A 12,120-nucleotide genomic window follows, 5' to 3' on the forward strand; every position below is an offset into this window, starting at 1 on the left:
AAGCGATGAGCGAATTCTTCAGCCACAGCCCGCAGCTGATCTTGCCGACTGCGGCCCGCCGCCCGGTCCCTGCCTTGCCCGGCTGGTTCCTGCAGCGGCAGCAAAGCGCCTCTGATGCTGGCGGTTCTTGTGTGCTGCTGGGCGAGAGCGAGGGGGAGAACTTTGAGGACCTTCTGGCTGCCTGGTGCCTGAACCTGGGGCGCCGCTCCGGTGTCCGGGCGGTTGTGCTTGATGACCAGCGCGACCCCGGAATATGCGCTGTGACACTGGACAGGATGTTCGCTGACGGGTTGCGTCCGGACGCTGCCATTGGCCATTTCTCCTCTCCGGTCGCACGGCAGGCAGCACAGCGCTATGCCGCACAGGGGGTGCCGTTTTTCGCCCCGGGGTCCTCTACCGATGACCTGGCGCAGGTGCCCGGTGCTCCGGTTTTCCAGACTTTCGCCCGTGACAGCGGCCAGATCGCTGTGCTGTGCGGCGCGCTGCGGGGGGCAGGCCGGGCGGTGGTGCTGGGCCAGCCGGCCAATGCCGGTGCCGCCTTGCTCAGCGCTTTGAGGGCAGAGAAGCCATGCCCCCTGGCCGGATACAGCAGCTTCCCCCAGGTTCCCGCCGGACAGATTGCGGGCAATCCGCTGGTGCTTCTGGGATCCAAGGAATACGCCGCAGAGGCTTTGGCCGCCCTGCCGGTGCAGGCGCAGCCCTCCGCCGTCTATCTGTCCGACGACAGCCTGAATGCCGCAGCGGTCCGTCAGCAAGCGGTGCGGCTGGACTGTCCGGTCTATATTGCGGCGCTCAGCCGGCCCCGGCAGCAGACCTGCCTTCTGGGGTTTTCGGCTGACAGTATCGAACATGATGCCGCCCGTCTGCTGGGGCGGCAGCCCGGGCCCTATTTCCTGACCGCCTGGATGGCGGTCTATCTCGCGTTGCGCGGACTGAAGCAGGGGTGCCGGACACCCGGGCAGATGCTGCAAAGCCTGCAGGGGCGGAGCTGGCAAACAGTTTATGGACCGCTGTTTTTTGATGATTGCGGGCGGGCCGAAGGTTTTTCCTGGGAATTGAGGAGGGTGGCATGAGCCATGCAACAGATGCGGTGCGGCTGCGGCCGGAGGATATGCGCAACAGCATTCCAGGCCAGGGCGGGGAGCGGTTTCATATCGGGCTGCTGCGCGGCGAATTGCAGGTCGAGCTGTATGTGCCGCAGAATGAAGACCTGCAACAGCCGCACAGCCGTGATGAATGCTATGTGGTGATCCGCGGGTCCGGCCGGTTCCAGATGGGGGAGGAGACGGTGCCGTTTGAGGCGGGCGACTTCCTGTTTGTTCCGGCGGGAATGGAGCACCGGTTTCTCGACTTTGGCAGCAGCCTGGAAACCTGGGTGATCTTCTACGGGCCGGAAGGCGGTGAGCAGCTTGCCTGACTGCCACCCGCATATCCTGGTCGCGGGGGCGGGAATTAACGGGCTGATGGCTGCCTATTACCTGATCCGGGCCGGGGCGCGGGTGACGGTCTGCGAGGCCGGACCGGTGCCCAATCCCGCCAGCGCTTCGTACGGGGCGCACCGGCTGATCCACCCCTGGCCGCCTGCCGGACGGCCGCAGGAGGCTGCTGCGGCGCAGCGGGCGCTGCCGCTGTGGCGCGCGCTTTTGCAGGACATCGGCTGCAGCGGTTTTGTGCAGACGGGTGTTCTGGTGGCCTCGCCGGAGGCTTGTGACGCTGCCGCAGGAGAACACACGCTGCGGCTTCTGCCGGCACGGGCCGATGCCTTGCTGGCAGGTGCGGCGGAAATGCCCGGGGCGGTTTTGTTTCCTGAATTTGGCGTGCTGCTGGCGGAAAAGATCCTGTCGGCGCTGTGTAACGGTTTGGCCAAGCGCGGAGTGGAGTTCCTGCCAAGGGCGCCGCTGCGCGGCCTGGACACGGCAACCGGAGCGGCGGATATCGCGGGTGGTGCGCCGCAGCGCTTTGACGGGATTGTCTGCGCCCTTGGCTGGAAGTCCCGGGATCTGGAGCATATTGCCGGGGCAGGGGAGTTCCTGGCGCAGTTCAGCCCCCGCCGCAGCTATGTTGTCTACCTGCCCGAGGCAGAGCTGCCGGAGGCCAGACGGCCGCGCACGGCCTGGACCGGTTTCCTGGGGCAGGACCTGTGGGGCATGCCGGCACTGGGCAGGAATGACGCCAAGTTCGGCTGCGGTCTGCTGACCCACAGCGCTGATGAGCCGGTGCTGCCGGATAACGAGGTCCGCGCCAAGATGGCTGCCGCCTACAGCGGTGCAGATCCGGCCTACCGCGCGTTGCTGAACGGGCGGGTTGCTTCAAATATCTGGGCCATGTGCCCGTTTCCCGGGATGGTTCAGCAGGCCGGGCTTTGCACCGTGATAACCTCGGATACCGGCGGCGGGTTCAAGACGGCTCCGCTGGCCGGGCTGGCCGCGTGCGAGGCCGTCCTTGCGGCGGTTCCAGGCTGGCAGGACCTGAAAACTCAGAAGGAACAGCTGACATGACCGCACAAGACTTTGAACTGCGCCCGCTGCGGGAAAGCGACAGGGCGGAATGGGCGCGGCTATGGACCGGTTATCTGGCGTTCTATGAGACCGCGCTTGCCGAGGAAATCTACGAGGGGACATTTGCGCGCCTGATGTCGGGGGCCGCTTGGGAGCCGTCAGCGCTGGTGCTGACATCCGCTGGAAGCGGAGACGGGCCGCAGCCGCTCGCAGGGCTGGTGCATTTCCTGTATCACGCCCATTGCTGGAAGCCGTCGCCGGTCTGCTACTTGCAAGACCTGTATGTAGACCCGGGGATACGCGGGCAGGGGCTGGGGCGGCGTCTTATCGAGGGGGTCTATGCGGCGGCGGATGAGGCCGCTGCCAGCGGCGTCTACTGGATGACGCAGCATTTCAACAGCCAGGCCCGGCAGCTGTATGACCGTATCGGCGTGGAAACGCCCTTCATCAAGTACCAGCGCCCGTAAACAGGTGAACGGAACCGGGAGCGCAGGGGCGCAGTCCCCGGTTCCGCGTGCAGTTCAGGCGTCTGCAGCGACCTCATCCAGGTGCCACAGCTTGGCGACGATACGCCATTCGGATCCGTCATGGGCAAACATCAGATGATCAGAGAACCGATTGTTGTGGATCCGGACCCGCACTTTCACAGTGGCCGCAGCGTCTGAAAGCAGGTCAACGAACAGGATCTCGTCCTCACGCGGGGCATTCAGGGCGGCAGGCGGAGACCGGCGCAGAATGGTGTCGTGGTAACAGCTGATCGGGTCGGCAAAGATGCGGCCGTCATCGGCATCGAACAGGCTGGCAGCGGGATGGAATACCCGCTGCAGCAGGTCTGTATCGCAAAAGTAGAGCGCGTCGAAATACCGGGTAACAGCCTGGGTAAGCCCGGCGGGGGCATGGGAGATATCCAAAGCCATGGCGATGTCCTGTGAAGTTAATATTGCACGAGAGAAGAGGTGTTTGACACCGCTTGACGCTGCTTGAAGCTGGAGAAGGCAACAACTGCCGCGAACCCCAGCAGAGCCGCTGCGATCATCGCCCAGCCCACAGAGGCAATCATCAGGCCGGAACTGAAGGAGGCGATGGCCGCGCCAAGCGCGATGCCTGTATCGTTGATGCCCTGGAAAAGGGATTTTTCGCTGTCCATCAGTTCAGAGTTCAGCAGCGTTGTTGCGCCGACGAAACCAAAATTCCATCCCAGCCCCAGCAGGACCAGGGATACGTAGAAATGCACAAGCTCAATCCCGGCAAGAGCCGTCAGCCCGGACAGGGCCAGCAGGACCGCGCCTGTTGCGACGATGGCATTGGCGCCAAAGCGGGTGATCAATGAGCCGGTGAAGAAGCTGGGGGCGAACATCGCTACCACATGCCAGCGGATGACATCGGCGGCCTGAACGTCGCTGAAGCCGCAGCCGACCATTGCCAGCGGCGTTGGCGTCATCAGCAGCATCATGCCGGCAAAGCTGCCGACCCCGCACAGGATCGCCCACAGCAGCCGCGGGCGGTTCCACAGCGCCGCGGTCTGGCCGCGGGACTTGTCCTTGCCGGCTTTGGGCTGCGGCGGTGCGAACTTTGCGGCTGCGATTGGCAGCATGCCGGCCAGCGCGATGGCGGACACCGCCAGATAGGCGCCTGCGAGGGGGACAGGTGCCAGGGAATCCTTGAACAGTCGGAAAACTTCGGGCGCCAGCAGTGCAGCGACCAGCCCCGAGCCGAGGGTCAGGGAAATCGCCTTGGCCTGCTGCGGCGCCGCAACCAGTTCCGCCGCGGCAAAGCGGAACAGCCCGAAGCTGACAACCGCAGCGCCGAGCAGCGCGTGGGCAAAACACAGCAATGCAAACAACCCGTGGATCAAGCTGTAGGCTGCCAGCGCCCCGCCCAGCACGGCAAACAGCGCGGCAAGCAGGAACCCAGCCTTGCGCCCGCGCGCGCCCATCAGGATCGACATTGGCGTCGCCGTGAACAGCCCTGCCAGCAGCTGGATCGACACGGGCAGCGTGGCCAGGCCTTCGCCCGGCGACAGCTGCAGTCCTGCAAGCCCTCCCAGGATGATCAGCATCGGCATCGGGATCGTCAGAACTGTCGCGCCAAGCAGCACGAGCAGGAAGTTTGGGCTTTTGATCAGCAGCATGGGTCTGTCCACAGAATTACTTGCAGAGGGGATACAGCTTGCGGCACCTGATTTTATGTCAACGGCACGGTGATTTAAGCCAGTCTGCCGACCGCCGGCCCCGGCGGAATCCTGCAACCCCTGTGAAGTTTGAAAAAATTTCTCTACTGACGGTAAAGTTGTGCTATCGCGCCGCAAAAGTAAGATTACGCCGCGTCACAATTTGCTATGCGGTACCAAAGGCAAGTCGAAAAAGGGGGGGGCAGGCTGATGGCGGCTCAGGAACGCAGGAAGATTAAAGTGGTCATGTTTCCCGATTCCCAGGTGCTGGACATTTCCGGCCCGGTGACGGTTTTCGAGGGCGCAAACAAGCTTTTGCCGCCGGCGCTGGGGTATGACGTCTCGCTGATCTCGCCGGGCGGCGGGCCGGTTGCGACCAATGGCTGTATCGCAATACAGGCGCATGGCAGCGTTGAGAGCGAGGATCTGGAAGGGGTAGACACCCTTTTGATCCCGGGCGGCAGCAAGGGAACGCCGCAGGCGATGCGGGACCCGGCATTGCGGCGGCTGGTTCGGCGCGCCAACGACAAGCAAATCCGCCTCATGTCCATATGCACCGGTGCCTTTGTCCTGGCTGAGGCCGGCATTCTGGACAACCGCCAATGCACGACGCATTGGGCCGAAATCGGCAACTTCCGCCGCCTGTTCCCCGGCGTAACCGTCCTGACCGATGTGATTTACCACACCGAGGACAACATTTGGACGTCGGCCGGAGTGGCCACCGGGATTGATATGGCCCTGGCCATTGTTGCAGAGGATTTCGGTCAGGACATTTCGCAGCAGGTGGCCCGGAACCTTGTTCTCTACATGGCGCGGCCAGGTCATCTGGAGCAGATCTCAGAGTTCCTGCGCAATGTGCCCACACAGGAGGAAAAGTTCAACGAGCTGGTCATGTACATCAGGACCAATCCTGCCGCCAATCATGACGTGAACCGTATGGCGGAGCGCTGCAATATGAGCACCCGAAGCTTTACCCGGAAGTTCAAGACTGCCCTGGGCAAGACCCCGGCGGCAATGGTTCGGGAAATACGGGCCGCCCGTGCAGAGTTTTACATGAAGAACACGGATTACAATCAGAAGCGGATTGCAGCGCTGGCGGGCTTTTCCTCGGTCGATGTCATGCGCCATTGCATGAAGGCCGTGCAGAAAGACGGGGCTGCAGCTGAATCCGGCTGAAAAGTGCGGCAGCTGTCAGGCTGCCGCCAGTTAATCAGGAGTTGGCCTGCAAATGATGGCGGGCCAAAGGGATCATTCCCAAAGCTATCGCGTCCGGAAGGCAATGGCGGCCAAAACTGCTGTCAGAACGGCCAATGCAAGAGACGTGCTGCTGGTTCCGGCCGGTATATTGCCTTTCCTGGCCGCGGAAGGTGCTGATCCTTTAGTTGCTTGATTGGTTAATGAATCTGCTAAAAGGTGTCTTAAACCGTCGTGAATTTGGCCGAAATCCCTTAAAACTCCTGCCTAGGAAAGCGAAGGGTTCACCACGTTTTTGCGAATTGGAGTGCAGGGGAAATGATTGCAAACAGGACAATGGAATCAAATGTGCGCAGCTATAACCGGGCGTTCGGGAGTACATTTGACCGGGCGGCCGGCGCTGAGATGTTCGACGAAACCGGCGGTCGGCATCTGGATTTTCTCGCAGGCTGCGGGTCGCTGAATTACGGGCACAATCACCCGGTGCTCAAGGCCGCGCTGATGGATTATGTGGCCCGTGATGGATTGTGCATGTCGCTTGATCTGAACTCCACCGCGCGGTCGGCATTCCTGGAGCGGTTTGAACGGATTGTCCTGGCGCCGCGCGGGTTGGACTATCTGGTGCAGTTTCCTGGCCCGACCGGGGCAAACTGTGTGGAGGCGGCAATCAAGCTGGCCCGCAAGGCGACCGGGCGCAGCAATGTCATCGGCTTCACCAACGGGTTCCATGGCTGTTCGCTGGGCGCGCTGTCGCTGACCGGGAGCAGCCATCACCGGGCCGGCTCGGCAGCCTTGCTGCAGCAGGTAAGTCGGATGCCTTATGAAGGCTACCTTGGGAGCGGTCTCGATACCGCAGATTATATTGACCGGCTGCTGGATGACCCGAGCAGCGGCATTGATGCGCCTGCGGCCTTTGTGGTGGAGCTTGTGCAGGGCGAGGGCGGTTTGCAAGCCGCGTCTGCAGGCTGGGTCGGCCGCCTGCAGGAGATTGCACGCAAGCACGGCGCGCTGCTGATTGTCGATGACATCCAGGCAGGATGCGGCAGGACCGGCACGTTCTTCTCGTTCGAGCCGCTTGGCATCATCCCGGACATGATTTGCCTGGCCAAGGCGGTATCCGGCTATGGCCTGCCGATGTCGCTGCTGCTTCTGAAGCCGGAGCTGGATTGCTGGAAGCCGGGCGAGCATAACGGCACGTTCCGTGGCAACAGCCACGCCTTTGTCACCGCCGCGGCTGCGCTGGAGCATTTCTGGGGCGATCCTGAGTTTGCGCAAACCCTCGCAGACCGCTGCGCAGCAATGCAGCGCCACTGCGGACAGCTTGCAGACAACTTTGGCCTGCGCGTCAAAGGGCGCGGAATGATGATGGGCCTCGAATTCACCGACTACGGCATGGCGGCGGCAGTGCAGGCGGACTGTGTCCGCCGCGGTCTGATTATCGAACGCTGCGGACCGCATGACGAAGTGCTGAAATTCCTGCCGCCGCTCACTCTTGCGCCGGAACAGCTGGACGAAGGATTTGCCATTGTCCGGCAGGCGCTGACCGCTGTGCTGGGTGACAGGGAATGCACTGCCCAGCCCCGTGTGCCGGAATTTCAACCGGCATAACCACTGAATTTTCAATTTTCATTCAATGCAAAGCAGGCCGTGCCTGCTTTGCCCAGACAGAGATGAGTCCTGAAATGACAAAGACCTTTGATGTCGCCGGTATCGGCTTCGGCCCTGCAAATATCGCTCTGGCAGCGCTGTTTGACGAAGAAAGCCTGTATTCGAATTCAGTGTTCCTGGACAAGTCGGTCAATCCGACCTGGCAGCAGGAAATGCTGTTTAATAACGCGCTCGATATTCATTCGAACATTCAGAATATCCCGCACCGGGATCTGGCCACGCTGCGGTCGCCGCGCAGCAAATACACCTTCATGAACTACCTGCACAGAACCGGAAAGCTGCTGAGCCATTTGAACATGGATCTTCTGATGCCGATGCGGCCGGACTTTGCCGCCTATGTCGGCTGGGTCGCGGAGCAGCTGTCCGGCAAATTGCAGACCGGGTGCGGTGTGGAGCGGATCACCATGCTGGATGAGGCGCACCAGCATGTCTACCGGATCGACATGCAATCGGGCGAGCCCGTCTTTGCCCGTCATGTTGTGGTCGGCACGGGCCGCGAGCCCTATATCCCGCCAGCCTTCGAGGAACTGACCGCCTCCGGCCGGGTGTTCCACCTCAACCGGTACAACAGCGCGCATAAGGCGCTGCTGAACAAGGGCGCCCGGAAGTTTGCCGTTGTCGGCAGCAGCCAGAGCGCGGTGGAAATCCTGCTGCATCTTTCCAAATACGAGCCGCGTCTGGAACTGCACAGCTTTATGCGCCGCTTTGCCTTCCCGCTGAAGGACACCAACCCCTTCATGAGCGAGATCTATTTCCCGTCCTTCACCGAAATGTATTTCGAGGCCGGCAAGGACTTGAAGGGGCGGATCGACCGGGATGTCCGCCGCACCAATTACGGCGCGTGCGACATGGATGTGCTCGAGGAGCTGTACCGCCAGCTTTACTATGACCGGATGCATGGCGTGAACCGGATCACCATTAACAGGCTGACCGATATTCTTGCGGCGAAAGAGGAGGCAGAGGGTGTCCGTCTGACGGTCCGCGACGGCGAGACCGGTGAAACCCGCAGCGAGTGCTTCGACGGGGTGATCCTGGCAACCGGGTTCCGCAACATCGGCAGCGACAGCAGATCGGTACGGGTGCCGCGCCTTCTGGAAGGTGTGCAGGACCAGCTGGCGCTGGACGAAGACGGCTGTGTCCAGGTGGATCGGTCCTACCGCGCGCAGCTGCAGCCCGGTTTTGCCAGTGCCGGCGCGCTGGTGCTGAACGGATTGTGCGAGGCGACCCACGGCATGGGCGATGCCGGCTCCTTGTCGCTGCTGGCGCCCAGGGCGCAAACCATCGCCAATGCGCTGCTGCAGCAGGACCATGATGCGGATGCTGGCCTGGCCAGCGGCGTTGCGGCCCAATAGGCGGAAGGGTTTATCAACATGCGTTTCGATACACTTGCGGTGCGCGGCGGCTATGGTGAGCCGTCGGCGCTGGCAAACGAAGGCGCGATTTGCGAGCCGGCCTATCTGTCGCCTGCCCAGCATTTTGCCTCTTCTGAACATATGCGGCAGGCGCTCAGCGGGGAGGCGGATGGCTGGATCTATACCCGGATCGACAACCCGACCGTGCGCCAGCTGGAGACCACAATTGCGGCGCTTGAGGCCTACGGCGGCGGGTTCACCGCCACCGCCACGGTGTTCTCCTCCGGCATGGCGGCGCTGTTCATGGCGGCCACCGCGCTGGTTGCGGATGACCCGGCCCGGCCCAAGCCGAACATCGTGCTGCCCGCGGCCTGCTATGGCGGCAGTTTCATGCTGTTCCGGGAAAGGTTCCAGCAGGACCGGGGCATCGAGCTGCGCTGGATCCAGGACTCGCTGGATCTTGGCGAATGGGAGCGCGCGATCGACGGCAACACCCGGTTCGCGCTGTGCGAGGTGCCGTGCAACCCGCTGCTGCGGATGACCGACATCCCTGCGCTGGCCCGTATCACCTCGGCCCATGACGTGCCGCTTATGGTGGATGCCACCCTGTCCAGTCCGGCGGTGATGCGGCCGCTGGTTCTGGGGGCCGATATCGTGGTGCATTCGGTCAGCAAATCCATGTCGGCCAGCGGCCTGAGCATTGCAGGTGCTGTTGTGTCGCGGCCCGGTATCTGCTGCCCGCACCCGCGGCAGGAAATGCGCGCCGACTTCGCCGGATTTCTGAAACGCGGGCCGCAGCGCGATACAGGCGTCATCCTCAGCCCGTTCAACGCCCTGCAAAGCCTTGCGGATTTGCGCAGCCTGCGCAGCCGGATGCAGATCATGGGGCGCTCAGCCCAGCGGCTGGCAGAGGTGCTGGCAGCACACCCGGCGGTGGCTGAGACCTATTATCCGGGGCTGCCGGGCATGCCCGGTCATGAGATTGCCCGGCGCGACATGGTGCTGGTGGACAGCGAAATGGAGCCCGGCGGGCAAGAGAACTGCTTTGGCTATCTGATGTCGGTGCGGATGCGCGGCGGAATTCCGGCGGCCCGGGCCTTTCTTGACGGGCTGCAGATCTTCTGGCGGGCAAATGATCTGGGGCGTATCAAGAGCACCGCAACCATCCCCTCGATATCCACCCACTCGCAGCTCAGTGAGGCGGAAAAGAAACTGGGAGGCATTCCCGGCGATCTGGTGCGTCTCAGTGTCGGCTGCGAGCATGAGGACGATATCATTGCCGATGCCGTCCAGGCCCTGGACCGCGTCCGCAAGGTGGCAGCATGACAGCAGATGTGTATCTCTCCGGCGTGAGCGCATGGCTTCCGGAAACCGTTTGCACGGTTTCCGAGGCGATTTCGCAAGGCCGCTATGACGAGACCCGGGCCGCCACGGACGGTTTCACGTCGGTTTGCATCGAACAGCAGCTGAGCCCGCCGGAAATGGCGCTGCGTGCCGCGCGGCCGCTGTTGCGCCCCGAGGATGCCAGCGCCATCAATTCGCTGTACCTCTGCAGCATCCACCGGCACGGCCACAAGCTGCTGTGGCCACCGGCCAGCTATCTGCACCGGGCGCTGGAACTGGACAGCCGCACCCGTGTCATGTCCCTGAACCAGGGGTGCAACGGCGGTTTCACCGCGGTCTCGCTGGCCTATGATCTGATCCGGGGCGGGCTGCCGGGCGACCAGCTGGTTCTTGGCGGGGACCGGTTTTCCGGGTCGGCCTTTGACCGGTTCAATTCGGATCTTGGGACGCTTTACGGTGATGCGGCGTTTGCGCTGCGGCTGAGCGCCGATCCCGGTCCCTACCGGATTGTCAGCCTTGAGCTGGAGTCGGAACCGGCGCTGGAACCCATGTACCGGGCCGCCAGGCCTGAGCCGGAAGGGCCGGGCGATCACGACGTTAAATCCGCCAAGAAAGCGTATCTGGAGGCACATGGACGGGAAGGCTTCAACGCGCTGTTCATCCCCGCGCTGCAGCGTTTGCGCCGCAGGTTGCTGGAAGCCGCGGATCTTGATGCGCGCCCGGCGGAATACGTGATCTATCCGAATGTCGGTGCCGGGCTGAGTGCTCAGCTGTACGCGGGGGCGTTTGCGGACCTCGCAAAACAGGATTTGTGGGACTTTGGGCGCAGCGTCGGGCATACGGGAACGGCTGACCAGTTTCTTGGTCTGTGGGAGATCGACCGGAGGCAAGCGCTTCGCAAGCATGACCGTGTGCTGATGATTGGAGCCGGAAACGGTCTTGGCCTTGCAGCCATGCTTGTGGAAAAAATCTAGCTGTTCAGTCCCGGCCTCTGGTGGACCAGATTTAGGATGAAACGATCTGGCTCTGAAGGCCAGATTTTGCAGATGTATTCGTAAGGCGTGAGACCGTTGAGTGTCTTGAGCCTGCGTGCGAAGTTGTCGGCCGCCATGAAGTCGGCGAGGTGCGTGCGCAGCTGATCATGGCTATCGTATTGGGATCGTTTCACCTTCGCTTCCTTGATCGTTCGGGACATCCGTTCGACCTGGCCGTTGGTCCATGGATGGTTTGGCTTTGTCAGGCGGTGCTCGATCCCATGTGCCTGGCAGATCATGCCGAAGCGCATTGGACGTGCCGCGTTTTTGTGCCGCCCCAAGTGCTCGTTTAAGCCACCTGTCGTTCGAAGGCGACTGGGCTTTTGCATCCCAATGCTGAATGGCGTCTTCGCGGATTATAGAACCCGTTGATGTATTCGAAGATGGCCACTTCTGCGTCTCGGCGCCTCTGCCATGACCTGCGCCAGATGAGTTCTGCCTTGATCGTTTTGAAGAATGTCTCGACGGCGGAGCTGTCGTAGCAATTGCCTTTGCCTGACATCGGCACTTGGAAACCGTGCTGGCGCAGAATCTTCTGATAATCATGTGAACAGTATTGGCTGCCGCGATCCGTGTGGTGAATGCAGCCCTTGGGCGGTTGCCGGAGCGCGATGGCCATCTTCAAGGCGCGGATCGGCAGATCACGCTTCATCCGGTTACTCTCTGCCCAGCCGATGACACGGCGGGAGTGGAGGTCGAGAACGACAGCCAGGTAGAGCCAGCCTTCATGCGTCCATACATAGCTGATCAGTGCAATCCGCACCGCATCCTGGCGGAATTCATCCGTGCTTCCATGTCTCATCGTTCGTCTCCTTTGCTGCAGTAAATGCTATCAAAGGAGCGGCACAAATCCGTGGCAG

Annotated in this window: 11 protein-coding genes and 2 pseudogenes; 9 read left to right on the forward strand and 4 right to left on the reverse strand. The window is 62.2% G+C overall.

Annotated elements, in window-relative coordinates; all coding sequences use genetic code 11:
• The first annotated feature begins 5 nt into the window (after positions 1-5).
• The 4 genes from METH_RS16140 to METH_RS16155 are packed head-to-tail and all read left to right on the forward strand — an operon-like array spanning position 6 to position 2,965.
• Positions 6-1,073, forward strand: a complete 1,068-nt coding sequence (locus tag METH_RS16140; RefSeq protein ID WP_024091552.1) for an ABC transporter substrate-binding protein — start codon at positions 6-8, stop codon at positions 1,071-1,073.
• Positions 1,070-1,417: a cupin domain-containing protein gene (locus METH_RS16145; RefSeq protein WP_197538809.1), complete on the forward strand. Its 348-nt coding sequence runs from the start codon at positions 1,070-1,072 to the stop codon at positions 1,415-1,417. Before METH_RS16140 ends, METH_RS16145 begins: the two co-directional genes overlap by 4 nt.
• Positions 1,401-2,498: an FAD-dependent oxidoreductase gene (locus tag METH_RS16150; protein WP_156927506.1), complete on the forward strand. Its 1,098-nt coding sequence runs from the start codon at positions 1,401-1,403 to the stop codon at positions 2,496-2,498. Before METH_RS16145 ends, METH_RS16150 begins: the two co-directional genes overlap by 17 nt.
• Complete coding sequence (locus tag METH_RS16155; protein ID WP_024091555.1) at positions 2,495-2,965, forward strand: GNAT family N-acetyltransferase; 471 nt, start codon at positions 2,495-2,497, stop codon at positions 2,963-2,965. The genes METH_RS16150 and METH_RS16155 overlap by 4 nt, the downstream gene beginning before the upstream one ends.
• Positions 2,966-3,019: 54 nt before the next feature.
• Here the strand turns inward: METH_RS16155 and METH_RS16160 are convergent, their stop codons facing one another.
• Both METH_RS16160 and METH_RS16165 read right to left on the reverse strand, forming a co-directional pair.
• Positions 3,020-3,415: a nuclear transport factor 2 family protein gene (locus METH_RS16160; protein WP_024091556.1), complete on the reverse strand. Its 396-nt coding sequence runs from the start codon at positions 3,413-3,415 to the stop codon at positions 3,020-3,022.
• Between the two features lie 17 nt (positions 3,416-3,432).
• On the reverse strand, positions 3,433-4,629 hold the full coding sequence (locus tag METH_RS16165; protein ID WP_044008463.1) for an MFS transporter: 1,197 nt from the start codon (positions 4,627-4,629) through the stop codon (positions 3,433-3,435).
• A 249-nt stretch (positions 4,630-4,878) separates the two neighbouring features.
• On the opposite strand from METH_RS16165, the gene METH_RS16170 reads away from it, so the two are divergent.
• The 5 genes from METH_RS16170 to METH_RS16190 all read left to right on the forward strand — a co-directional run bounded on the left by METH_RS16170 (position 4,879) and on the right by METH_RS16190 (position 11,200).
• Entirely contained in the window at positions 4,879-5,844 is a 966-nt protein-coding gene (locus tag METH_RS16170) for a GlxA family transcriptional regulator (protein ID WP_281173395.1), read from the forward strand.
• A gap of 354 nt (positions 5,845-6,198) precedes the next feature.
• On the forward strand, positions 6,199-7,470 hold the full coding sequence (ectB, locus tag METH_RS16175; RefSeq protein WP_245602907.1) for a diaminobutyrate--2-oxoglutarate transaminase: 1,272 nt from the start codon (positions 6,199-6,201) through the stop codon (positions 7,468-7,470).
• Positions 7,471-7,544: 74 nt separating this feature from the next.
• Positions 7,545-8,882 carry a SidA/IucD/PvdA family monooxygenase gene (locus tag METH_RS16180; RefSeq protein ID WP_024091560.1) on the forward strand — a complete coding sequence of 446 codons (1,338 nt, stop codon included), beginning with the start codon at positions 7,545-7,547 and terminating at the stop codon, positions 8,880-8,882.
• Positions 8,883-8,900: 18 nt separating this feature from the next.
• The gene (locus METH_RS16185) at positions 8,901-10,208 is read left to right on the forward strand and encodes a trans-sulfuration enzyme family protein (protein ID WP_024091561.1); all 1,308 of its coding nucleotides are present in this window, start codon (positions 8,901-8,903) and stop codon (positions 10,206-10,208) included.
• On the forward strand, positions 10,205-11,200 hold the full coding sequence (locus METH_RS16190) for a ketoacyl-ACP synthase III family protein (protein ID WP_024091562.1): 996 nt from the start codon (positions 10,205-10,207) through the stop codon (positions 11,198-11,200). The genes METH_RS16185 and METH_RS16190 overlap by 4 nt, the downstream gene beginning before the upstream one ends.
• Here METH_RS16190 and METH_RS16195 read toward each other — a convergent pair.
• Both METH_RS16195 and METH_RS16200 read right to left on the reverse strand, forming a co-directional pair.
• Positions 11,197-11,487: pseudogene (locus METH_RS16195) on the reverse strand (integrase core domain-containing protein); the annotation flags it as partial. The gene METH_RS16190 and the pseudogene METH_RS16195 sit on opposite strands and share 4 nt — an antisense overlap.
• Before the next feature lie 62 nt (positions 11,488-11,549).
• Positions 11,550-12,008 (reverse strand): annotated as a pseudogene (locus tag METH_RS16200) (IS3 family transposase); the annotation flags it as partial.
• Between the last annotated feature and the right edge of the window lie 112 nt (positions 12,009-12,120).

Source organism: Leisingera methylohalidivorans DSM 14336 (assembly GCF_000511355.1).
GTDB classification, from domain to species: Bacteria; Pseudomonadota; Alphaproteobacteria; order Rhodobacterales; family Rhodobacteraceae; genus Leisingera; species Leisingera methylohalidivorans.